This is a genomic window from Amycolatopsis sp. NPDC104819, from assembly GCF_055583145.1.
The window spans coordinates 467,691-488,506 of record NZ_JBVJON010000008.1 but is presented as its reverse complement, the minus strand read 5'-3'; the positions used below and the strand labels follow the sequence as shown (position 1 = coordinate 488,506).

General features: G+C 67.3%; 21 protein-coding genes. 10 read left to right on the top strand and 11 right to left on the bottom strand.

Annotation, left to right across the window (positions count from 1 at the left end):
* Positions 1 to 6: 6 nt before the first annotated feature.
* The 6 genes from ACZ63E_RS27440 to ACZ63E_RS27415 form a co-directional block, all read right to left on the bottom strand.
* Positions 7 to 1,647 carry a replication initiator gene (locus tag ACZ63E_RS27440; protein ID WP_465338975.1) on the bottom strand — a complete coding sequence of 547 codons (1,641 nt, stop codon included), beginning with the start codon at positions 1,645 to 1,647 and terminating at the stop codon, positions 7 to 9.
* Complete coding sequence (locus ACZ63E_RS27435; protein ID WP_465338974.1) at positions 1,644 to 3,227, bottom strand: FtsK/SpoIIIE domain-containing protein; 1,584 nt, start codon at positions 3,225 to 3,227, stop codon at positions 1,644 to 1,646. The genes ACZ63E_RS27440 and ACZ63E_RS27435 overlap by 4 nt, the downstream gene beginning before the upstream one ends.
* Before the next feature lie 321 nt (positions 3,228 to 3,548).
* Complete coding sequence (locus tag ACZ63E_RS27430) at positions 3,549 to 3,869, bottom strand: helix-turn-helix domain-containing protein (RefSeq protein WP_465338973.1); 321 nt, start codon at positions 3,867 to 3,869, stop codon at positions 3,549 to 3,551.
* On the bottom strand, positions 3,866 to 4,138 hold the full coding sequence (locus tag ACZ63E_RS27425) for an AMED_5909 family protein (protein WP_465338972.1): 273 nt from the start codon (positions 4,136 to 4,138) through the stop codon (positions 3,866 to 3,868). The genes ACZ63E_RS27430 and ACZ63E_RS27425 overlap by 4 nt, the downstream gene beginning before the upstream one ends.
* Positions 4,139 to 4,685: 547 nt before the next feature.
* The gene (locus ACZ63E_RS27420) at positions 4,686 to 5,147 is read right to left on the bottom strand and encodes a hypothetical protein (RefSeq protein ID WP_465338971.1); all 462 of its coding nucleotides are present in this window, start codon (positions 5,145 to 5,147) and stop codon (positions 4,686 to 4,688) included.
* A gap of 24 nt (positions 5,148 to 5,171) precedes the next feature.
* A complete protein-coding gene (locus ACZ63E_RS27415; RefSeq protein WP_465338970.1) occupies positions 5,172 to 5,405 on the bottom strand; it encodes a hypothetical protein in 234 nt (77 codons plus the stop codon).
* A 249-nt stretch (positions 5,406 to 5,654) separates the two neighbouring features.
* On the opposite strand from ACZ63E_RS27415, the gene ACZ63E_RS27410 reads away from it, so the two are divergent.
* Both ACZ63E_RS27410 and ACZ63E_RS27405 read left to right on the top strand, forming a co-directional pair.
* Complete coding sequence (locus tag ACZ63E_RS27410) at positions 5,655 to 6,398, top strand: DUF5919 domain-containing protein (protein ID WP_465338969.1); 744 nt, start codon at positions 5,655 to 5,657, stop codon at positions 6,396 to 6,398.
* Positions 6,399 to 6,406: 8 nt separating this feature from the next.
* Complete coding sequence (locus tag ACZ63E_RS27405) at positions 6,407 to 6,880, top strand: NUDIX hydrolase (protein ID WP_465338968.1); 474 nt, start codon at positions 6,407 to 6,409, stop codon at positions 6,878 to 6,880.
* Between the two features lie 7 nt (positions 6,881 to 6,887).
* Here the strand turns inward: ACZ63E_RS27405 and ACZ63E_RS27400 are convergent, their stop codons facing one another.
* From ACZ63E_RS27400 to ACZ63E_RS27390, 3 genes are all read right to left on the bottom strand, one after another.
* Complete coding sequence (locus ACZ63E_RS27400; RefSeq protein ID WP_465338967.1) at positions 6,888 to 7,541, bottom strand: HNH endonuclease; 654 nt, start codon at positions 7,539 to 7,541, stop codon at positions 6,888 to 6,890.
* A complete protein-coding gene (locus tag ACZ63E_RS27395; RefSeq protein WP_465338966.1) occupies positions 7,538 to 8,824 on the bottom strand; it encodes an AAA family ATPase in 1,287 nt (428 codons plus the stop codon). Before ACZ63E_RS27395 ends, ACZ63E_RS27400 begins: the two co-directional genes overlap by 4 nt.
* An 836-nt stretch (positions 8,825 to 9,660) precedes the next feature.
* Entirely contained in the window at positions 9,661 to 10,947 is a 1,287-nt protein-coding gene (locus ACZ63E_RS27390; protein WP_465338965.1) for an ABC transporter substrate-binding protein, read from the bottom strand.
* Between the two features lie 128 nt (positions 10,948 to 11,075).
* On the opposite strand from ACZ63E_RS27390, the gene ACZ63E_RS27385 reads away from it, so the two are divergent.
* Positions 11,076 to 12,098, top strand: coding sequence for a LacI family DNA-binding transcriptional regulator (locus ACZ63E_RS27385; protein WP_465338964.1), 1,023 nt, complete (start codon positions 11,076 to 11,078; stop codon positions 12,096 to 12,098).
* A gap of 102 nt (positions 12,099 to 12,200) precedes the next feature.
* Positions 12,201 to 12,569: a DUF742 domain-containing protein gene (locus tag ACZ63E_RS27380; protein ID WP_465313577.1), complete on the top strand. Its 369-nt coding sequence runs from the start codon at positions 12,201 to 12,203 to the stop codon at positions 12,567 to 12,569.
* On the opposite strand, the gene ACZ63E_RS27375 is transcribed toward ACZ63E_RS27380, so the two are convergent.
* Together ACZ63E_RS27375 and ACZ63E_RS27370 are read right to left on the bottom strand one after the other, a co-directional pair.
* Positions 12,556 to 13,389: an alpha/beta fold hydrolase gene (locus tag ACZ63E_RS27375; protein WP_465338963.1), complete on the bottom strand. Its 834-nt coding sequence runs from the start codon at positions 13,387 to 13,389 to the stop codon at positions 12,556 to 12,558. The two genes, ACZ63E_RS27380 and ACZ63E_RS27375, sit on opposite strands and share 14 nt — an antisense overlap.
* A 64-nt stretch (positions 13,390 to 13,453) precedes the next feature.
* On the bottom strand, positions 13,454 to 14,059 hold the full coding sequence (locus ACZ63E_RS27370) for a TetR/AcrR family transcriptional regulator (RefSeq protein ID WP_465338962.1): 606 nt from the start codon (positions 14,057 to 14,059) through the stop codon (positions 13,454 to 13,456).
* Positions 14,060 to 14,091: 32 nt separating this feature from the next.
* On the opposite strand from ACZ63E_RS27370, the gene ACZ63E_RS27365 reads away from it, so the two are divergent.
* From ACZ63E_RS27365 to ACZ63E_RS27340, 6 genes are all read left to right on the top strand, one after another.
* Positions 14,092 to 14,955, top strand: coding sequence for an SDR family NAD(P)-dependent oxidoreductase (locus ACZ63E_RS27365; protein WP_465338961.1), 864 nt, complete (start codon positions 14,092 to 14,094; stop codon positions 14,953 to 14,955).
* Positions 14,956 to 15,060: 105 nt separating this feature from the next.
* Complete coding sequence (locus tag ACZ63E_RS27360) at positions 15,061 to 16,389, top strand: purine-cytosine permease family protein (RefSeq protein ID WP_465338960.1); 1,329 nt, start codon at positions 15,061 to 15,063, stop codon at positions 16,387 to 16,389.
* A gap of 11 nt (positions 16,390 to 16,400) precedes the next feature.
* Positions 16,401 to 17,942 (top strand): hydantoinase/oxoprolinase N-terminal domain-containing protein, encoded by a 1,542-nt coding sequence (locus tag ACZ63E_RS27355; protein WP_465338959.1) that lies wholly within the window; start codon positions 16,401 to 16,403, stop codon positions 17,940 to 17,942.
* Positions 17,942 to 19,012: a DUF917 domain-containing protein gene (locus tag ACZ63E_RS27350; RefSeq protein WP_465339102.1), complete on the top strand. Its 1,071-nt coding sequence runs from the start codon at positions 17,942 to 17,944 to the stop codon at positions 19,010 to 19,012. The genes ACZ63E_RS27355 and ACZ63E_RS27350 overlap by 1 nt, the downstream gene beginning before the upstream one ends.
* Complete coding sequence (locus ACZ63E_RS27345; protein WP_465338958.1) at positions 19,009 to 20,103, top strand: DUF917 domain-containing protein; 1,095 nt, start codon at positions 19,009 to 19,011, stop codon at positions 20,101 to 20,103. The genes ACZ63E_RS27350 and ACZ63E_RS27345 overlap by 4 nt, the downstream gene beginning before the upstream one ends.
* A complete protein-coding gene (locus ACZ63E_RS27340; protein WP_465338957.1) occupies positions 20,100 to 20,810 on the top strand; it encodes an SDR family oxidoreductase in 711 nt (236 codons plus the stop codon). The genes ACZ63E_RS27345 and ACZ63E_RS27340 overlap by 4 nt, the downstream gene beginning before the upstream one ends.
* The last annotated feature ends 6 nt before the right edge of the window (positions 20,811 to 20,816 follow it).

The window sequence follows — 20,816 nt, the reverse complement described above, 5'->3', positions numbered from 1 at the left end:
GCCCCCTCAAGCCGCCAGAGATGGAGTTGCCGAAGTAACTTCGCCCGGCGGCCCGGCCGCGAGTAGTGCTAGGTCGTACTCGGCCTTCCACGTGATCCGTTCCGAGATGGCCCGCATGACGAGCTGGTCCCGTGGCGGGCAGTGGGTGTCGCCGGGCTCGACTTTGCGCCACACGAACCGATCAGGGGCCGGTTCCGGCTTGCTGATCCCGACCGCCGCCAACGCCGAGAGAACGAAGCCCCGACGATCGGCCTTGTGATCGGCCACGGTCTTGCCGGACCACTTGCGCGACACCAGCACCCGCCGCCCCGGAAGCCCGAGCGTGGCCCGGCGGTGAGCGCGTCCCTTGCAGTGCCCCGGAATGGTCTTCCCGTTGGCTCCCTTCGGGTTGATCCCGTACAGCAGCCAGACCGCGCAGCGCGGCGAGCACGGCGTCACGGCCAGGTGGGCGTGCAGCATGTCGTGGTGGTCTTGCTGCCCGGTGGTGTCGGCCTCCACGACTTCACCCGTGGACTTCGTCAGGTACTTGGTCAGGTAGCCGATGTGACGGCCAGCCTCTTCCGTCCCGCCAAGCAGACCCTTGGAATGCACCTGGGCACCAAAGGTCACGACGTGCGAGGGCTCTTCTACGGCCTCCACCGCGTCATCCCACGCCGTCAGCGGCTCCCGCGTTTCCGGGTCCACAAAGGAACGCGAATCGGGATCCCACAACGGTTTCCGATCTGTGTAGACCATCTCGTCATGTGCAGGCCACCACACCTGGTGATAGGTGGCCTCGGTGACCAGCCGGATGGTGTCGTGCGAGATCGCCCCGCGCAACGCCGCGTGCAGGTGCGGAGCGGCCCGCTTCTGCGGTTCGACCGTGGCGAAGTACTGCACCTCCCAACCGACAACGCGCCGGAGGTTCTGCCACCACCGATCTAGCAGCGCCGCGAAGTGCACCGCATCCCGAGCCGCCCGCCGGTAGTCATACGACGACGGGTCGACCGGGGACCCGTCAGACCGGACACGGCCGTAGGTGTCGCAGGTCAGCGTGACGAACATCGACGGCCGGAACTTCCCCGCGAACTCCCGCCCCACCGTCGTCTTCGCGACCTTGCGCCGAGGCAGGTTCGGAGCATCCTGCCGCCGCTTGGTCGACCGCTTCACCGCCTTGCGCTTCGGCACGTCCAGGGCGGGCAGCCGACCGGTCATGCCCGAGGCCCGCAGCTCTGCGTCCACGCCCGCAACCTCGGCCCGCAGCTCCTCTGCCTCTGCCCCGTCCCCGGCGGCCATCACGTCCCGGTAGTGCGCGGCCAAGTCGGCCCGATAAGTCAGGAGCTCGGTTTGCGTCTCCGAGGGCTTCTCCCGGGTGATCACCGGCTCTTCGGTCAGGTGCCACCCCTCGCGGCACTGTGCCTGTCGCAGCGCCTTCGCCTTCCGAGCGCACGGCAGGCACACCGACTCCACCGTGGAGCCGCACGGGACGGGGACGTAGCGGACTTCGCCGGTTTCGGTGTCACCGACCTCCATCGTGAACGGCCGGGTACACACTCCGTGCTTCTCCGCCGTGGCCTTGACGACGTCGGCGGAGAGGGCGCCGCGGATTCGCTCGATCGGGGTGGCCGGCACCGCCTGGGCCTGCGTGTCTTCGCTGGTGGTGGTCATGCCGACCTCCCTTCGCCCGTGCGTCGATCGGCCAGGCTGATCACCTGGGCGCCGCCGTTGGTGACGTAGTGCTCCAGTTGCTTGATCGTGTGATCGGGCACCCATCCGGCCCGCACGCGCAGCGGTTCGCGGATGCCTTCGCCCCAGACGTAGCCGACCCCGGCCGCCGATTCCGGGATGCGGTTGGCCCACGCGCCACGCTCGTACGCGCCGTCGCCGAGGACCATCGGGACCTGCGTCTTCGAGGTCAGCCGCATCGCGATTCGCCGGGGCAGCAGCTCCCGCACCGGCACCGTGTCCTTGGTCGGCTCCTGCACGTAGCCCCGGACGGTGAAGCCGAGAGCGCGGCCTTGGGTGGTCAGGATCGCCACCTTCTCGACGATGGCGTCGCGGGTCTTGCGGTCGGTGTACTTGGTCAGCGCGCCGATCTCGTCGAACTCCAGCAGCTCCACCGGGTAGTCGGTGGAGATCGGGACCTGCCGGGTGTGCCCGGCGAACTCACGCTTGCGCCTGTCCAGCTCGTCCAGGAGCGCGTCAAGGACCTGGACCGCTTCCTGCCCGCTCTGGCCGTAGCGGGCGAAGATCCCGCGCCCGTAGGACAGCTCCATCGCCTTCGGATCGATCCCGGAGACCCGCACCAGACCGGCCCGGATCGCCGATGCCGCCGCAACCAGCGGGCACCACATCACCGAGTTCTTCCCCGAGCCAGTGGCCCCTGCGACCAGGGCGTGCGCGCCGGTACCGACCAGCGGGAGCCGCCAGGGCTTGCCGTACTCGGTCGACCCGGCAAACACCGCCCGCAAGTCCACCCCGGTGCCGTCCACGGAGACCATCTCCGGCACCGGCAGGCACGTCACCGGCGACGCGAGGAGATCCCGGCGCATGAAGTCGATCGACACGACGTCGGGCTCGAGCTCCCGGATCTGGCAGCGGGTGACCTTCCTGGCGACCGCCAGCGCGCGGGCACCGTCGTCGAAGTCCTCCGGCTTCTGCCCCGGCACCAGCCGCACCCGGACCTCATCCCACGACGCCCCGGACCGGACCGACAACAGCGCAGGAACCGCGACCGAGCGGTCCTGACTGCGGGCGACCGTGTTCCGGCCCCGTCGACGCCCGACCAGGGACACCGTGACGTCGACCGGCACCGACGCGTCCCGGACCACCAGGCCACACGCGGTCAGCCAGCCGGCCAGCTTCCGGCCGTAGAGCGCCCAGCGCAGCCACCACGAGCGCAGCCACCGGCCGCACCACTGGTCATAGCTCACCGCGTCCAGCCGCCACCACACGAGCTGGACCAGGCCGAGCACGACGACGGTGACCAGGAGCGAGAGCCCGCCCAGCCACCGGCACCAAGCCCACGCCGCGACGAGGACGAGGCAGGTCCGCCAGTGCGTCACGAGTTGCCGAACAACCCAGCCGACCGCGCGCGCCAGGCCCCAGAGCACCATCCCGACGACAGCGAGCGCGGCCAGCATCTCCGCCAGGCCCGCCAGCGCACGCCCGATCTTCGCCAGCACCCACAGCAGCACCGCCAGGCCACCGCCGACCGCCATCAGCGTCATCACGCTGTGCGCGTCCATCAGCGACCACCCCGCACATCAGCCGTGCGGAGCACCAGCGGAAGCATCCCCAGGCACGGGGCGCACTTGGTCTCCCCGGGCAGCAGGCGCGCGAACTTCTTGCATTCCGCGCAGCGCATCCGGGTGACCCCGGTTGACTGGCGTTGGTTGTCATCATTTATCGTTCGCATTGTTCACTTTTCCAGTGGACAGACGCAGAACCGGAACAGGTTGGTAGCCAAGGGCCGGTTCTGCGTTCTAAAAGGGACACTTGCGGGCACGTGGGGACGCGTTTATCCGCCACACGTCCCCACGTGCGAAATTTCCGATCTTCAGTTCGTCTCAGACTTGCCGGTACTGTCCTCGTGAGCGGAGCTGGACCCCCTCGGCGAGTAGGATGTTGCGGGTTTGGTTGTAGCTCATGTCATACGTGGCAGCGACTTGCCGGATCGTCCGTCCGTGCTCGTACGCGTTGACCAGACCCGGCGGAGTCGGCGGCAGGCGGATCCTCGGCGGCCGCAGCACAACTCCGGCGTCAATCAGGATGGTCCGCACCTTTCGATAGCTGAACGGATACTCAGCCACCAGAGACTCGATCGTCTCACCGCCGTAATAACGCGTGACCAGCTCGCCTACGACTGCCGGATCGATCTCGCTGGTCATCCCTCCTCTCCGAAACTCGATCGCCATTCCGGTTTTCTCGTCAGCTTCTCGACCTGACGCATTTCGTAACCGACCCAGTACAGCGCCTCCCAGTGGTGACGCCGGTCGGTCTCCGCGACCCGCTCATACATCGCCGCGTTCGCCCGGTGGAACGCCACCCACTCCGCCGTCTTCGCATCGACCTCGGGACGCAGCACGAACACCGCCTCCCGGGCGTCAGCCAGCGTCACGACCTCGTCATGCGCCTGGACCACCGTCACCGACTCCATCAGGCCCGACCGGTGCCGCCGCGCGAGCCATCAGCAGCGCCGCCAAGTCGTCCACCCCGTCGCGGAGCCGGAGAAGGAACGCCACGCAGGCCGGCCACTGCTCCAGGTCCTCCGGGACCGTGAGAGAGACCACCGATGTCGCGCCGGTCACGACCAGCATCGGGGGACTGGCCGGATGCGGCCCGGTCTCCTCCACCGTCACCGAATCCCGAGACTCGACCCTCCACGTCACGCCGAACCCGTCGACCCGAACCACCATCACCATCTGCCTTACTCGCCCAATCCCGTGCCAGCTCGGCGAACCCCTCGGCTGCCGACTCCAGAGCCGCAACGCACCACCACGGCAGACCACGCGTCCGCGCCAGCTCATGCCACGCCCGCGACACCCGCCGCGCCGCATTCGACGTGTTGAGTGACGACGTGGGCGAGAAGACTCGCGAGCCGTGCTCCCACGCCGCCATGTAGTCGCGGTAGGCCGATTCCCACGCCCGGACCAGCTCGCTGAACGCCGCAGCATCGCGAACCGGACCGGACGCGTTCATCCCGCTCACGCCGCCTTGGTCGCGGCTTCGCCAGCCGTGGCGGAGCGCGCCGACTTGGAGCCCGAACCACTCCCGGCCGCCTTGAAGCCGGTCGCGCGGAAGGCGTAGGACTGGAACTTGAACTCGCCCTGGCCAGCCACCTTCGGCTCAGCCGTCAGCCCCTCCAGCTCGATCGGGCGCATGCCGGGCAGGGCTTCCGAGGTCGAGGGGACCGGCTGGACGTCAGCCAGCAGCGTGATCTCGAACGAAGCGCGCTTCGCCTTCGTCTCGTCCGGGTCGGTCACCGTCGCCTTCCACTGCCGCTTGCCGGTCACCTCGTCGACCCGCTGCCGGGTCGGGCGGCCTGCCGTTCGGTCCTCGCGAGACTGGTACTCCGTGTCCGCCGTAACTTCTCCCACCATGACGAGCCCCTGAGGGAACGCCTGGTCAAACGCGATTTCGAACCTGAAACCCTTGGTGATAGCCATTTCATTAGCCCCTAGATGTCGTTCTCAGTCAGTAACTTCTGGCGTCTCGTCGCCACCGTCGACTTGTGCCGTTGTCGAGTTCAGGACGGCTCGTACCTCTTCGAGTTCTCTGCTCAGCACCGCAATGGCGTCCGAATCCACGAGCAGGACCACCGGGAACGCCTTGCCGAACCGGATTTCCGCCCGGTTCGCGTAGGCAAGGGCGCGGACCCGGATGGGAAGGTCTGCCGTGACGTGGATCTGGACCGTGTCGCGCATGTCGGTCGCGCCTACGCCGCGAGTCGGCGGAGCGCCCGTGTTCCCGCATCGCGTGACCGGCCGTCGAGTACGGACCCCGCGCTTCGAGTCGTCATGCCTGCCTTCCTTTCGATTCAGCCGCCGGGCGTATCCCGGCAATCTGACTTCCAATCTCCGGCAAAAGGCGGGACATGATCACCACGTGGCGGGACATCTCGGGACGTCCCTGGTACGGTCAAAGACGTCCCTAAAAGTCCCAAGGGGGTGCTGATGCCGAACGAACGCCTGCGTGACGCGCTGCTGCGCAACGGTCTGACGTTGGAACAGGTCGCCAACGCCGTCGGCGTCGATCACAAGACCGTTGAACGCTGGATCACCAAGGGACGCCTGCCGTACCCGAAGCACCGGCACAAGATCGCCGCGATGGCGCGCGAGTCAGAGACCTACCTGTGGCCGGACTCGATCGCACCGGAGCGCAAGGCCGAGACGGCGGCCGCCGAAGTCGTGCGGGTGTTCCCGCACCGCAACGCCATCCCGGTCGAGCTATGGGACCGGCTGATCAAGGAGGCGTCGGAGACCGTTGAAGTCCTGGTGCACGCCGCGCTCTTCCTGGTCGAGCGTCCGCGGTTCATCAAGGACCTGACAGCCAAGGCAGCGGCCGGCGCGAAGATCCGACTCGTCTTTGGAGACCCCGAAGGCGACAGCGTGGCGCTACGCGGCGAGGAAGAGCAGCTTGGGGACGGAACGCTTGCGGCTCGCATCCGCAACGCTCTCGCGTCCTACCGCCCGCTGGTCGGCGTCGATGGGGTCGAGATGCGCTTCCACAACACGACGCTCTACAACTCGATCTTCCGCTTCGACGATGAGATGATCATCAATACGCATGTGTACGGGTTCCAGGGAGCCCACGCCCCGTCGCTCCACTTGCGGCGGCTCTCCGCCGGGGACCTCTTCGAGACGTACTCGGAGAGCTTCGAGTCAGTCTGGAATCTCGCCAAGCCGGCCACCTTTTAGGAGGCAGCATGACCCGAGTCGATTATTTCAATGACCCGAACGCCCCGAAGGCGAACAGCATCGCGGTAGCGGTGTCGGCGTTCATTCAGGACGATGACGGTCGGATCCTGATGATCAGGCGCACGGACAACGACCTATACTCAATCCCAGGTGGCCAGCTTGAGCTTGGCGAGACGCTGGCCGAGACGGCAGTTCGAGAAGTTCGTGAAGAAACGGGAGTCGAGTGTGAGGTCGCAGGTTTGATCGGTTTGTACTCTGACCCCAAGCATGTGATCGCTTACGACGACGGCGAGGTCCGACAAGAATTTTCTATCTGCTTCCGGGCTGAATTTAAACATGGTTTACTCAAGACGAGTGACGAGAGTAAAGAAGTCCTTTGGATTGAAGTCGAAAACCTGACAAGTTTGAATATCCATAAGTCTATCCTTCTGAGGATTAACCACGCACTACAAAGAGATCATGGCGACCCTTTCTTCTCTTAGTCGCGGTCTAAGCGCACTCTTCATCTCCTTTTATGGTAAGAGGAAATCCCGCTTCCGCAAGTAAGCTCTGAACGGACTGATAGAACTCGCCTTGCTCCAAATCTTCTGTAATTGCTTGCTCTAGAACCTTCTTGAAGGGTTCCTTTGCGTTATGCCAGTTATTTAGCAATGAATGCACTGCTTGAAGTCGAGTCTCACGCGCTCGGACTAGTTCTGCTCGCATCAGGTCGAGCTTCAAGACTGAAACGACCCCTCTTTCGTCACCAATTCTGGGTAATATTGTTGAGCCAAGAAACATTAAATGTGCGCGAGGGTTGTCTTTGTAAGGATTGATCAAAGGAAGCTGACTGTCGTGGTACTCGCGTTTTTTGTTATTGCACTTCGGGCACGAAAGAGTGAGGTTTTCCCAAGCAACGACTAGGCGAGGAAACTTGGACTTAGGCAAGATATGTTCGATTTCATCAAAGGCGATAGACCTGATTTCTGCGTCGCAGTATGCGCATCGCGAAGATGTCTCTAGTCTAAGCGCTTCGCGGATGTAAGGTCGCTTCCAAGGCGTTGACGGATTCCCCTTAGCGACAGATTGAATGTACTCCTCCGTGAGCTTCGGAGCTTCAGCTGCAAGCTTCTCCGGCTGCTCCGATTTGCGCAGCTCTCTCACTCGCGTTCCTCACGATCGTCGTTCACGTATCGGGAAATCTCATCAATCGCATTTGGAAACTGACTGTAAAGCCCGGCACGTTTGAGCTCGTCACGCAAGTTTGCTAGCTCCTCGGGCCTGGAGATTCCCGAGTTGAGGCGACGATTCATGATCGCTTCAAAACGCGTTTCCGCCCAAATAGGCAATGTTGTTTCGAGTCCGAGCACCTCCTTAAGTACATCCTCGGCTGCTGCGCTCTCGTTAATCAGGTCGAGTTTGCGCGAGAATACGCCCGAATCGCCATAGTCCAGAGCGTAAACGTTTGCGTCAGGCGAAGATGCAACTACAAACGGACTATGGGTGGCGACGATGAACCGAATTTCGGGAAATGCCCGTGCAAGGCTGGGAAGGATGCTTCGCTGGAGCGAGGGGTGAAGGTGATTCTCGGGCTCGTCAAAGCATACGGTGAACGACGTCTCGTTTCGTGACCGCAGGAATATCTGCCAAGCGAGCTCAAATATTGCCGATATACCACCGGAGGCGGCGTCAATTGTAAAACGACCCGAGTTGGTTACGATGAGTATATCTGGAGGAATTGCAACCATTCGCTGGAATCCGAAATCCTCCGGAAGAACCAGGCGAAGAATTTCTTGGAACCCTTCCCAGACCTGCCTTGCTTTCTCATCTTTTTCGATCGAACTATTGCCTTCGCCGTAAATTGCGGCAGAAAGGAGCGCCTCCTTCATTAGGAGAGTTAGACTTTTTCCGGTCCTGCCGTAAACATCTAGACCTGCACTACCTCGAATCTCCGTTAGGTATTGCTCAAGAATCTGGGCAGCTTCGTTGAACTGTGCCGGTATATTATCCACGGCCTTGTAGCTGCTCTGTGATCGATGTGAATTAATGAATAGGCCACTCACCTCGACATAATTGCTCCTGGATACCGAATAGGAGATTGACCCACCGTGATGTTGAATTACTATATCCGACGACTCACCGTTGCTATACTGGAGTTCTCCAATGATCTCTTCGCTTATTGAATTATCTTGTCTCGTGTCTATTAAGTCTATCTCGTTGTGGCGATCGCTCAGGTAAGATATGCCGCCGGCCTGCTTCCTTGTGGGAACCGCAAGAAATGAGTAGTGCCAATTAAAATGACCGGCAAGAAGGTTGAGAATGCTAGTCTTTCCTGTCGCGTTTGCTCCAGTTATAACTGTGAGCTGGCCGGACAGGTCGAGTTCAACGTTTGAAAATTGGCGCCAATTCTCAAGCTTTAGATTCGAAAACTTCAAGCTGTCGGGCACGCTACCTAGCCAATCTTTCGCGATCTCGTGAACAGAGCTGCTCGGTCTCAGTCGTCACTGTATTGCAGAACTTGGCTCTATAGGATCAAGGCACGCCGCCAGCGGCGGCGCGCACGTCACCACCCGTGCGGCGGGCTCGCCCTCATGCGACACGGACGGCCTGCCGCTCCGCTCCGGCCGCCGGTCGCCGGGCGGCCCGCCGGAGGGCCGGCTGCGTACGCGCGCCGCCGGGAGCTGGTTGATCCACTCGTCCCCATACGGCCAGAGACGTTGTCGAGTCGATCAGTGTTACGCCGTTCAGCGCCACGATCGGGTGAACCGCTCCCTCGTCAGCGATCGTTTAACACCGGCTGTCCGCCATCAAGGGCGCCTACGGCGTCGCTACGCGATGGACGCAAGCGCCCACCCTTGACACCGGCCCTCCGGCGCTAACGGCAGCAGGGACGAGGAAGACGGGGGAGGGCTGCCACCAGGCCAGACGGGCACAGGGGCAGCGATGAGCCAGGCCGTCTACAGGCCGTCAGACGTCCAGACAGGCCCGGACGCGACCGGACCCAACAGACGCAAAAGAGCAGGTCAGAGGCGGTACGCCCAAGAACGTACCCAGGCCCGTTGACCGCCTGGATAGTTCATGAACAAGAAGCCTATTCGGTTGTGACTTTGGTTTTGGGAGACCTGTCCCTCGTCGGATATTGTTTAACACCGGCTGACCAGCGTCAAGGGCGCCTTCGGCGTCGCTTCGCGATGGGCGCAAGCGCCCACCCTTGACACTGGCCAGCCGGTGCTAACCGCTGCTGGGACGAGGGGCTGGTGGGGGGACTGTCTCCCTCTCCTTCTTACGGGATTATTCCTCGTGAGTTCAGTGCGTCTGTCAGGCGCTCTCTTAGTTCTTTTGCTGTTGCTTCCACGTTTATCTCTGCTGGGGGTGACAGTACCTTTGAGATTACCGTTGACAGGTTCTGGTACGCCGGGGTTAGGGGGCGGACTGCTGCGTCTGTCAGGGCCTTCTGGATGTCGCCCTTCATGGGGTACTGGTCCTGCATTGTCGGGTTTTCCTTCGGGTCCGCGGGTTTTGCCGGATCCAAGGGTGTGTTGTCGCTGTAGATCGATGTCAGGCTTGGGGGTACTCCGTCGACCAGGGCCTGGTACTTCTGTGATGTTGCGTTTCGTAGGCACAGGGCCGCTTCGAATGCCTCTGGCTTGTGCTGGGAGTACGTCGAGACCGCCAGGTTGAAGCCGCCGATGGTCACCCTGCTGGTGCGGCCTGGGATCACCGATGGGTAGCGGGTCCACTTGAAGTGGGTCAGGTCCTGGGGCTTCTCCTTCGCGTACGACGCGTACACGAACGGCCAGTTCAGCTCGGTCGCCGCCTGGCCGCGTTGGAATGCCTGGCGGATGTCGTCTTCCTTCTGGTTCGTCAAGGACGGGTCCGTGATGCCTGCCGTTGTCAGCCTCTTCAGCAGCTCCAGTGCTTGGACCGCGCCGTTGTCCATGACCACCGACTTGCCGTCGTCGGACAGGATGTGGCCGCCCGCTGAGGCGACCAGCGTGTTGTAGAAGACCACCAAGCCTTCGTACTGCGCGCCCGTGAACACCACCTGGTACGGCTTGCCCGCCGCCTTCAGTTGCTGGGACTGGGTCATCAGCTCGTCGAACGTCTTGGGTGGGGATGGCGTTATCCGGTCGTCGTACCAGAGCAGCTGGACGTTCGTGTTCTTCGTTGCGCCGTAGAGCTTTCCGTTCCACTTGGCGGTGGTCAGGGGTCCTGGCAGCACGTCCTTGGTGGCCGCCGCCGCGTTGGCTCCCGTCCACTCCTCGGCCCAGCCCGCCTCGGCGAACTCCGGCACCCAGGTGACGTCGAGGCCGAGGACGTCCAACGACGTGTCGCCCGCTGCGAGGCGGCGGACCATCTGCTCGCGCTGGCCGTCCGCGCCGCGGGGGAGTTTGTTGTAGACGATCTTGTAGCGGCCCGCGGCCTCCTGCGTGCAGCGGTCGACCACCGTCTGCAGGTGGTCCTCCGGCGAGATGTACAGGTTGATCGTCAGCCCGCCGGCGGAGGAGCACGCGCTGAGCGTGGTGGCGGCCAGCAGGGCCGCGCCGGTGACGGGGAGGAGCAGGCGCATTTCGGCCTCCTTGCCGGGCAGGCAATGCCCATTGCAAGCGCTTGCAGCGATGATTAGCCTTGTTTGGGGCAGCTGTCAATGGTAAGGGCTCGGATGGCTGCAAGCGCTTGCAACGAACGGGGGTGGGGATGCCGGAAAAGCTCGACGACGTCGCGCGGCTCGCGGGCGTCTCGGCCGCCACCGTCTCGCGGGCGCTGCGCGGGGTGCCCGGTGTTGCCGACCGGACGCGGGTGCGGGTGCTCGCGGCGGCCGAGGAGCTCGGGTACGCCGTCTCGCCCGCCGCGTCGAGCCTGGCCACCGGCCGGACCGGGACCGTCGGGGTGATCGTGCCCTACGTCGACCGCTGGTACTTCTCGCGGATCATCTCCGGGGTCGAGCGGGTGCTGCGCGACGCCGGGATCAGCCTCCTGCTCTACAACCTCGGCGACGAGCCGGGCCGCGAACGGTTCTTCGCCGGTCTGCCGCTGCGCCGCCGGGTCGACGCGGTGCTCGTGCTCTCCCTGCCGCTGACGCGGGCCGAACGCGAGCAGGTGCTGGCGCTCGGCGTCCCGCTCGTCACGATCGGGACCGAAGAGCCCGGCGGCGACTCCGTCGGGATCGACGACCACGGCGCCGCGGTGACCGCGATGCGCCACCTCGTCCAGCTGGGCCACCGCGAAATCGCCTTCATCGGCGAGAGCGCCCCGATCCCGCTCGGGTTCACGACTCCGCTGCGGCGGCTGGCCGCTTACCGGGAGGTCTACCACGAGGTGTGCCGCGAGGACGGCCGCGAGCCGGAGCCCGGGTTCGAGACCGGGGGCGGCTTCTCCGTCGCGGGCGGGGAACGCGCGATGAGCACCCTCCTCGGCCTGCCGCGCCGGCCGACCGCGGTGTTCGCCGCGTCGGACGAAATGGCGTTCGGGGCGCTGCGCACGTTGCGCCGGGCGGGGCTGCGGGTGCCCGAGGACGTCTCGGTGCTCGGGTTCGACGACCACGACCTCGCCGGCCTGCTCGAGCTGAGCACGGTCGCGCAGCCCGTGGCCGAGCTCGGCGAGCGGGCCGGCCGGCTCCTGCTGGCCAGGTTGTCCGGCGGAAAAATCGCGACATCTCCGGCGATTCTCCGGACCCGGCTAGTCCTTCGGGGCAGTACCGCGCCGACCTCAGGGCGCTGACCAGCGCTTTTTCCGGCGTTGCTCTGTTCGGTCGATTGCGGGCTACTCGATCTTTAGGTCAAATAATCGCCGACAAGGATTAATCGCCGTGAGGAGCTGGCTGTGCACTGGGGGTCCGTGCTCGAAGAAGGCGGGGCGGGGATGGTCCGCCCGTACTTCCGCACCCATGGCCGCACCCGCCCGACCCGGGACCTCCCGATCGAGACGCTCGTGTCGATCACGCAGCGCGGGCGCGCCGTGGTGCGGGGGAGCACGACGGAGGAGACGGAGATCTGCGCGCTGCTGCGCACTTCGCAGTCGGTCGCCGAGGTCGCCGCGCGGCGGCGGATCCCGCTGGGGGTGGCGCGGGTCCTGCTGTCCGATCTGGCGGACCGGGGGATCGTCGCCGTGCACACCGCGCGGAAGGGCTCGGGGAACCGGCCCAGCCTCGAGCTGATGGAACGCATCCTCCACGGTCTCAGCCGGCTGTGAACTCCCGGACGAGCCGGGCGAACTCCGCCGGCTGGTCCAGCGGAAGCAGCGTGTAGCTGTCAGCCACCTCGACAAGCTTTCCCTTCGGTAGCAACGCCTCCAGCCGCCGGCCGTGCTCGAGCGGCATGACGCGGTCCTCGCTCGCCCAGACGAGGAGCACCGGCCGGTCGAAGCTCGGCAGCCGTTCGGCCGCCTCGAGCAGGAAGCCCGCCGAAGCGGCCGCCGCCCGCAGGACGCGGACCGTGTCGCGGCGGATCGCCGCGTCGGCCAGCAGGGGGCGGATCCAGCGGGCCGTCGCCGCGTCGCCGCGCTTGGTCAGCCAGCCGAACGCGATCGGGAGGCGCCGCACCGCGCGCAGCCGCATCTGCTGCATGAACACCCCGAACAGGCCTGGGGACAGCTTTCCGGTGGCGACCAGCGTCTTGCCGGTGAGCCCGGGCGGGAAGTTGTCGAACGCGTCGCACGAGCCGAGCACCACGCCGCTCACCCGTGGCGCGCCGCCTGCCATCAGCAGCTGCACCAGCGCGCCGCCGGTGTCGACGCCGACGAGCGTGACGTCCCGCAGGTCGAGGCGCTCGAGGAACTCCGTGAGCAGCGCGGCGATGCCGCTCATCGACAGGTCGGCGTCTTCGCGCATCGGCTGCCGGTGCGCGCCCAGCGGCAGGGTCGGGACGACGCACCGGTGGTCACGGGCGAGGTCCTCGACGGGGGCGTCCCAGAGTGTTCCGTCCATCAGCAGGCCGTGGACGAAGACCGTCACCGGGCCCGGGCCGCCGGTATCGGTGTACTCGACGGTGCCCGCGGACAGCTCGACCTGCATGACAGCCTCCCAGTGTGGTCCCCCTGGACTGAAGTGAACCACGTGGTTCGCAAACTGTCGAGCGTCAGCCGGCGGCTTCCTCCCGCTCGACCGCACGCAGCAGCGCCTCGAACCCGGCCGCCGAGCCGTCACCGTCGTCGCTGGTCAGCAGGTCGACCAGGAAGCCGCGCAACGTCGCGAGGATCATCGACGCCACCTCGAACTTCCGCTGCTCCGGCCACTGCGGCGGGCAGAAGGAGATGAGCGTCGGCAGGTACTGCTGGGACGCGCCCCGGCCGAGCGCCGCGTACCGGCCCGGGTCGTACATCGCCAGGCCCATGGCCTGGTCGAGGACCCGCCGCAGCTCCGACTCCTCGTCGCGCAGGCTCACCCAGGCTGCGCGGACCCGGTCGGCCAGCGATGACGACGAGGCGGCGACCGCGGTCAGCGCGTTGCCGATCCGCCGCTCGCGCAGCGAAAAGACCACTTGGCGGAGCAGGTCTTCGGCGCCTTCGAAGTGGTAAAGCAGCACCTTGTGCGTCGTTCCGGCCGACTTCGCCGCGCGCCGCAGCGAGAAGTCGACCAGACCGTTCTCGGCGACGTCGTCGGTGATCCTCGTCAGCAGCTCCCGGCGCCGGGCTTCGCCGCGGGCCGAGCCGGCCGAGCGCCGGTAGCCGGTAGCGTTCTCCATGCGGGACAGCTTGGCACGGGGAGGGGACGGGCATGCGGGTGCTGGTGACCGGGGGCAACGCCGGGATCGGCTATTTCGCCGTCGAACAGCTGGCTTCGGCGGGGGCGGAAGTGGTGATCGGCAGCCGTGACGCGGCGAAGGCGGAGGCCGCGATGGCCTCGGTCCGTTCACAGGTCGCCGGCGCGAAGGTGGGGTACGTCAAGATCGACCTCGCCGACCTGACGTCCTTGAAGGCGCTCGACACCGGGGTGCTCGACGCGGTCGTCTGCAACGCCGGCGTCATGCTCGACCACGCGCCGCGGCGCGAGACCGACGCCGGTCACGAGCTGATGTTCGGCACCAACCACCTCGGCCACTTCGCACTGGTCGCGGCGCTGATGCCGGTGCTGAGCCCGGAAGCGCGCATCGTCACCACCGGCAGCTTCGCGGCGAAGTCGTCGAGCCTCGACTTCGCCGACCTCCAGAGCGAACGCGACTACCAGCCGAAGCGCGCGTACGAGCGGTCCAAGCTGGCCCAGATGCTGTTCGCCCTCGAACTCGACCGGCGGCTGCGCGAAGCCGGTTCGAGGCGGCTGAGCGTGATCGCCCATCCCGGTGGTGCGCTCGACTCGCTGACGCCGTCGCGGCCGCCGGTGCACGTCCGCACCGCCGGCCAGTGGCTGCGCGGCCTGCCCGCCCGCGCGCTGCTGCAGGGCAAGGACGCGGGCGCGCGCCCCGCCGTCCGCGCGGTGCTCGGCCCGGACGTCGCCGGCGGCCAGCTGTGGGGGCCGCGGGTGTTCGGCCTGCGTGGCCGGCCGCGGCTCGAACCGCGCTGGGCCAACCTCACCGACGACGCGGCCGCCGAGCGGGTGTGGACGGAAAGTGTCACGCTGACCGGGGTGGACCCTCTGGGCTGACTGCACAGTCCTGACGCGTGAACTGTGCACATCGCACCGTGACGCCGCCGGGACCGCTGCTTACGGTGCGGGGAACCGTTCCCCAGCCCGGAGAAGGAGGTCGACGTGGCCTCAGCAGTCGGTGTCGACGACTATGCCCTGACCAGAGTGCCGGACCACGCCCGGTACTCGTGGTGGTCGGTCGCGGTCCAGCGGTTCGGCCAGGTTTCCGCCCTGTCCCAGTTCCTCCTCGGCGCCACCGTCGGCTTCGGGATGGGCTTCTGGCCGGCGGTACTGGCGTTCACCCTCGGCTCGGTCATCCTCGAGCTCATCACCATCCTCGTCGGCGTCATCGGCGTCCGCGAGGGCCTCTCGACGTCCATGATCGCCCGCTGGACCGGCTTCGGCCGCGGCGGCTCGGCGCTCATCGGGCTCGCCATCGGGATCAGCCTCATCGGCTGGTTCGGTATCCAGTCGGCAGTATCCGCGCAAGGCCTCGTCGCGCTCATCGGCGGTCTGCCGGAGTGGGCCTGGGCGCTGCTGTTCGGCCTGCTCGTCACCGCGATCGTGGTGCGCGGGTTCCACTCCATGGCCTGGACGGCGTACCTGACCGTCCCGGCGTTCCTGATCCTCGTCGGCTGGTCGGTGATCTCCGAGCTGACCCGCCACGACCTCGGCGCGCTCGTCTCCTCGGCCCCGCCCGGGCCGTCGATGAGCTTGTTGCAGGGCACGACTTTGGTGGCGGGCGGGTTCATCGTCGGCGCCGTGATCACGCCGGACATGACCCGGTTCAACCGGTCCACTTCGGACGTCGTCAAGCAGACGCTCGTCGGGATCACCCTCGGGGAGTACGTCATCGGCCTGTCCGGCGTGCTGCTCGCGCACGCCGTCGGCAGCGCCGGGATCACCACGATCGTGACGTCGTCGGTCGGCTGGGTCGGCCTGCTGATCGTCATCGCCGGCACGATCAAGATCAACGACTGGAACCTGTACTCCTCGGGGCTCGGGGTCGTGAACTTCATCGGCACGGTGTCCGGCCGCCGCGCCCACCGCGGGCTCGTCACGGCGGTGCTCGGCCTGGCCGGCAGTGTCCTCGCCGCGGCCGGGATCCTGGCGAAGTTCACCGACTTCCTCACCGTGCTGGGGGTCGCGTTCCCGCCGATCGCCGGGATCATGGTCGCCGAGTACTTCGTGGTCAAGAAGTGGCGCGGGGAGCTGGAAAGCGCTCGCTCGCGCGGCACCGTGCCCGAGGACGCCCCGGTGTGGGTGCCCGCGACGCTCGTCGTCTGGGTCGCCGCGGCGCTCTTCGGCGAGTTCGTCGAGTGGGGCCTGCCGAGCATCAACTCGCTCGTCGTGGCCTTCGTCCTGTACGTCGTCGCCGGGAAGCTCGGCCTGGTGCGCGGGATCGGCAGCAGCCGGACCGCCGAGGCCGCTCCCGTCGTCCAGTCCGCTTAAGGAGAATCCCTGTGCGCATCGGCATCGACGTCGGCGGCACCAACACCGACGCCGTCCTCCTCGACGGCCGTCAGGTGCTCGCCTCGGTCAAGACCAGCACGACCGCGGACGTCACCTCGGGCATCGTCGCCGCGATCGACGGCCTGCAACGGCAGCGCGCGTTCGACCCGGCGGCCGTCCGGGCGGTGATGATCGGCACCACGCACTTCATCAACGCGCTCGTCGAGGCCCACCGGCTCGCGCCGACCGCGGCCGTGCGGCTGAGCCTGCCGGCCGGGGCGTCGCTGCCGCCGATGGTCGACTGGCCGCAGCGGCTCGTCGACGCGGTGTCGGGGCGCAGCTACCTGGTCCACGGTGGACACGAGTTCGACGGCCGCCACATCGCGGAGCTCGACGAGAGCGAGCTGCGCAAGGCCGCCGACGACATGGGGGAGGCCGGGGTGCGCAGCGTTGCGATCACCTCGGTCTTCTCCCCGGTCAACGCCGAGTTCGAGACCCGCGCGGCGGAGATCATCGCCGCGCAGCTGCCGGACGCCGCGATCTCGCTGTCCCACGAGATCGGCCGGATCGGTTTGCTGGAGCGGGAAAACGCGACGGTGATCAACGCGGCGCTGCGTGAGCTGGCCGCGCACATCGTCGACGGCCTGGCCGCGTCCGTCACCGGTGCGGGCATCACCGCGCCGCTCTACCTGAGCCAGAACGACGGGACGCTGATGGACGTCGACTTCGCGCGCCGGTACCCGGTGGCGACCTTCGCTTCCGGGCCGACGAACTCGATGCGCGGCGCCGCCGTGCTGTCCGGTTTGGACACCTGCGCGGTGGTCGACGTCGGTGGCACCACTTCGGACGTCGGCGTGTTGCGGCAAGGTTTTCCGCGTGAGGCGACCACCGACGTCAGCGTCGCGGGCATCCGCACGAACTTCCGGATGCCGGACGTGCTGTCGATCGGCCTCGGCGGGGGGAGTCGCGTGCGGGGTAACGTCACCGTGGGCCCGGATTCGGTCGGCTACGAGCTGACGTCGAAGGCCCTAGTGTTCGGCGGGGACACGCTGACCGCGACGGACATCGCGGTCGCCGCCGGTCGCGCGGACATCGGGGACGCGTCGCTGGTGTCGCATTTGGACCGCTCGCTGGTGCGGGCCGCGCTGGACAAGATCGCCGCGGACGTGTCCGATGTGGTCGAACGGATGCGGACGTCCGCCGAGCCGTTGCCGGTCGTGGCGGTCGGCGGTGGTTCGGTGCTGCTGCCGGACGAGCTGGCCGGGTGCGGCGAGGTGCACCGGCCGGAGAACTACGCCGTGGCCAACGCGATCGGCGCGGCCATCGCGCAGATCGGCGGCGAGGTCGACCGCGTCTACGTGATCGAGCCGGGCCGCCGGGAGTCCGTTGTGGACGAAGCCAAGCAGGAGGCGATCGACCGGGCGGTCGCCGCCGGCGCGTCACCCGCGTCCGTGGCCATCGTCGACTTCGACGAGGTGCCCATCCCGTACCTGCCCGGCAACGCCACGCGCATCCGCGCGAAGGCCGTCGGCGACCTGCAGCTGGGGGCGTGATGCGCGAGATCACGCTCACCGACCTGGCCGACATCGCGCGTGGCGCGGCGATCCTCGGCACCGGTGGCGGGGGAGACCCGTACATCGGCCGGCTGCTGGCGACGTCGGCGGTCCGTGCTCATGGCTCGGTCCCGCTGGTTCCGTTGGCCGACCTGGACGACGACGCCGTGGTGCTGCCGGTGGCGATGATGGGCGCGCCGACCGTGATGGTGGAGAAGCTGCCCTCGGCCGAGCAGGTGGGGCTGGCCGCGCGCACGCTCGCTGGGTACCTCGGCAAGGAGCTGACGCACATCGCGTGCGCCGAGGCGGGCGGGGTCAACTCGCTGATCCCGGTCGTCGCGGCGGCGCAGCTGGGCCTGCCGCTGGTCGACGCCGACGGGATGGGCCGCGCGTTCCCGGAGCTGCAGATGGTCCTTCCCACACTGTATGGAATCCGCGCGACGCCGATGTCGATTGCCGACGAGAAGGGCAACCGCGGAGTATTGGATACCGTCGACAATCACTGGGCCGAGCGGCTGGCCCGGTCGGCGACCATCGACATGGGCTGCTCGGCGATGATCAGCAACTACGCGATGTCCGGTGCGCAGGCCCGGGAAGCGCTGGTGCCGGGCACGCTCAGCCTGTGCGCCGAGCTGGGCGCGCTGGTCCGCGCGGCGCGGGAGGCGCACGTGGATCCTGTATCCCGCGTCGTCGAACGGCTCGGTGGCCGGCGACTGTTCAGCGGCAAGGTCGTCGACGTCGCCCGGCGGACGGTCACCGGCTTCGCCCGCGGCGAGGCCCGGCTGTCCGGAATGGACGGTGACACCGGCGCGGAGCTGGTGCTGCGGTTCCAGAACGAGCACCTGGTGGCCGAACGTGACGGCGTGGTCGAGGCGTCGGTGCCGGACCTGATCTGCACGCTCGAGCGAGAGTCGGGCGAGGCCGTCACCACCGAAGGCCTGCGGTACGGCCAGCGCGTCACGGTCATCGCCGCGCCTGCCGACCCGCGCTGGCACACACCGGAGGGCATCGCGCTCGCCGGGCCGCGGTATTTCGGATACGACATCGACCCGATCGGGGTGGCCGGGTGAGCTGGACCCTGACCGAGGACGACCTGCCCGACCTCGCCCGTGGCGCCGCGGTGCTCGGCACCGGCGGGGGCGGCGATCCCTACGTCGGCCGACTGCTCGTGCGTGAGGCGATCCGCGAGCACGGGCCGGTCACGATCCTGGATCCGTCCGAAGTGGACGACGCCGCGCTCGTGATCCCGACCGCGCAGATGGGCGCGCCGACCGTGGTGCACGAGAAGCTGCCCAACGGCGCGGAGCCGGTGCTGGCGTTGCGGACGCTGGAGAAGCACCTCGGCCGATCCGCGGACGCGACCATGCCCATCGAGTGCGGGGGCATCAACTCGATGATCCCGCTGCTCGTCGGCGCGCGGCTCGGGCTGCCCGTGGTCGACGCGGACGGGATGGGCCGGGCGTTCCCGGAGCTGCAGATGGAGACGTTCGGTGTATACGGTATCCCGGGGTCACCCATGGCCATCGGCGGTGAGCGCGGCGAGACGACGGTGATCAACACCGGCGCGGACAACCGGCGGATGGAGTGGCTGGCCCGCGGGATCACGATCCGGCTCGGCGGCGTCGCGCACATCGCCGAGTACGCGATGAGCGGCGCCGACGTCAAGCGCACGGCCGTGCCGCAAACGCTTTCGCTGGCGTTGACCGTGGGCCGGACGATCCGGTCCGCGCGGGAAGGCACCGAGGATCCGGTCGAGCGGCTCGCGGCCGCGTTGCGCTCGACGCCGTACGCACACCTGCGGGTGCTGTTCCGCGGCAAGGTGTCCGATGTGGAGCGTCGGACCGAAGAGGGCTTCGCTCGCGGCCGCGCCGAGGCGGTGTCGTTCGACGGCGCGCACAAACTCGAAATCCTGTTCCAGAACGAGAACCTGCTGGCCACTGTGGACGGTTCCGTGCGATGTGTGGTGCCGGACCTGATCTGCGTGCTGGAGGCGGCCACCGCCGAGCCGATCACGACCGAGACCCTGCGGTACGGCCAGCGCGTCACGGTGGTCGGCATCTCGACCCCGCCGCTGATGCGCACGCCGGCGGCCCTGGACACGTTCGGCCCGGCCGCGTTCGGGTTGCCGCACCCCTTCCGGCCCGTCGAGGAGATCGCGTGAGCTTGACCGGGAAGCACGTCGTGATCATCGGCGGCGGGTCGGGTATCGGGCTGGCGGTGGCCCGGCGTTGCGCCGCCGCGGGTGCTTCGGTCCACCTCGGCGGGCGGACGCCGGAGAAGCTGGCCGCGGCGGCCGATCCGCTGGGGGCCACCTGGCAGGTCGTCGACAGCACCGACCAGGAGTCGCTGGCCGCGTTCTTCGGCGCGCTCGATCGCGTCGACCACCTGTTCACGCCCGGCGCGTCCTACACGGTCGGGCCGCTGCGGGAGCTGAGCGACGAGGACGCGGCAAGCCCGTTCGTCACGAAGTTCTGGGGGCAGTACCACGCCGTCAAGCACGCTGTGCCGCGGCTGGCTCCCGAGGCGTCGATCGTGCTGATGTCGGGAGCGGCGAGCGTCCGGCCACCCGGCGCGGCGCCCGCGTACGTCGCCTGCAACGCGGCGATCGAAGGCCTCGGGCGCGGGCTGGCGGTGGAGCTGGCGCCGGTGCGGGTGAACGTCGTCTCGCCCGGCACGATCGACGGCACCCTCTGGGCCGGGCGGCCCGCGGCGGTGCGGGAGGCGAGCTTCGCGCAGTACCGGGCGGACACGCTGCTGCACCGCGTCGGCAAGGAGTCCGAAGTGGCCGATGCGGTGCTGTACCTGTTCGGCAGCACGTACACCACGGGGTCGACCCTCTACCCCGACGGTGGGTACGCCCTGCGCTGAGTTCGT

Bases quoted from the DNA above. Each gene is read 5' to 3' on its own strand.
- ACZ63E_RS27425 (WP_465338972.1), bottom strand. From the start codon at position 4,138: ATGGAGTCGGTGACGGTGGTCCAGGCGCATGACGAGGTCGTGACGCTG.
- ACZ63E_RS27420 (WP_465338971.1), bottom strand. From the start codon at position 5,147: ATGGCTATCACCAAGGGTTTCAGGTTCGAAATCGCGTTTGACCAGGCG.
- ACZ63E_RS27365 (WP_465338961.1), top strand. From the start codon at position 14,092: ATGCGGGTGCTGGTGACCGGGGGCAACGCCGGGATCGGCTATTTCGCC.
- ACZ63E_RS27375 (WP_465338963.1), bottom strand. From the start codon at position 13,389: ATGCAGGTCGAGCTGTCCGCGGGCACCGTCGAGTACACCGATACCGGC.
- ACZ63E_RS27390 (WP_465338965.1), bottom strand. From the start codon at position 10,947: ATGCGCCTGCTCCTCCCCGTCACCGGCGCGGCCCTGCTGGCCGCCACC.
- ACZ63E_RS27440 (WP_465338975.1), bottom strand. From the start codon at position 1,647: ATGACCACCACCAGCGAAGACACGCAGGCCCAGGCGGTGCCGGCCACC.
- ACZ63E_RS27435 (WP_465338974.1), bottom strand. From the start codon at position 3,227: ATGGACGCGCACAGCGTGATGACGCTGATGGCGGTCGGCGGTGGCCTG.
- ACZ63E_RS27410 (WP_465338969.1), top strand. From the start codon at position 5,655: ATGCCGAACGAACGCCTGCGTGACGCGCTGCTGCGCAACGGTCTGACG.
- ACZ63E_RS27385 (WP_465338964.1), top strand. From the start codon at position 11,076: ATGCCGGAAAAGCTCGACGACGTCGCGCGGCTCGCGGGCGTCTCGGCC.
- ACZ63E_RS27430 (WP_465338973.1), bottom strand. From the start codon at position 3,869: ATGACCAGCGAGATCGATCCGGCAGTCGTAGGCGAGCTGGTCACGCGT.
- ACZ63E_RS27370 (WP_465338962.1), bottom strand. From the start codon at position 14,059: ATGGAGAACGCTACCGGCTACCGGCGCTCGGCCGGCTCGGCCCGCGGC.
- ACZ63E_RS27405 (WP_465338968.1), top strand. From the start codon at position 6,407: ATGACCCGAGTCGATTATTTCAATGACCCGAACGCCCCGAAGGCGAAC.
- ACZ63E_RS27350 (WP_465339102.1), top strand. From the start codon at position 17,942: ATGCGCGAGATCACGCTCACCGACCTGGCCGACATCGCGCGTGGCGCG.
- ACZ63E_RS27415 (WP_465338970.1), bottom strand. From the start codon at position 5,405: ATGCGCGACACGGTCCAGATCCACGTCACGGCAGACCTTCCCATCCGG.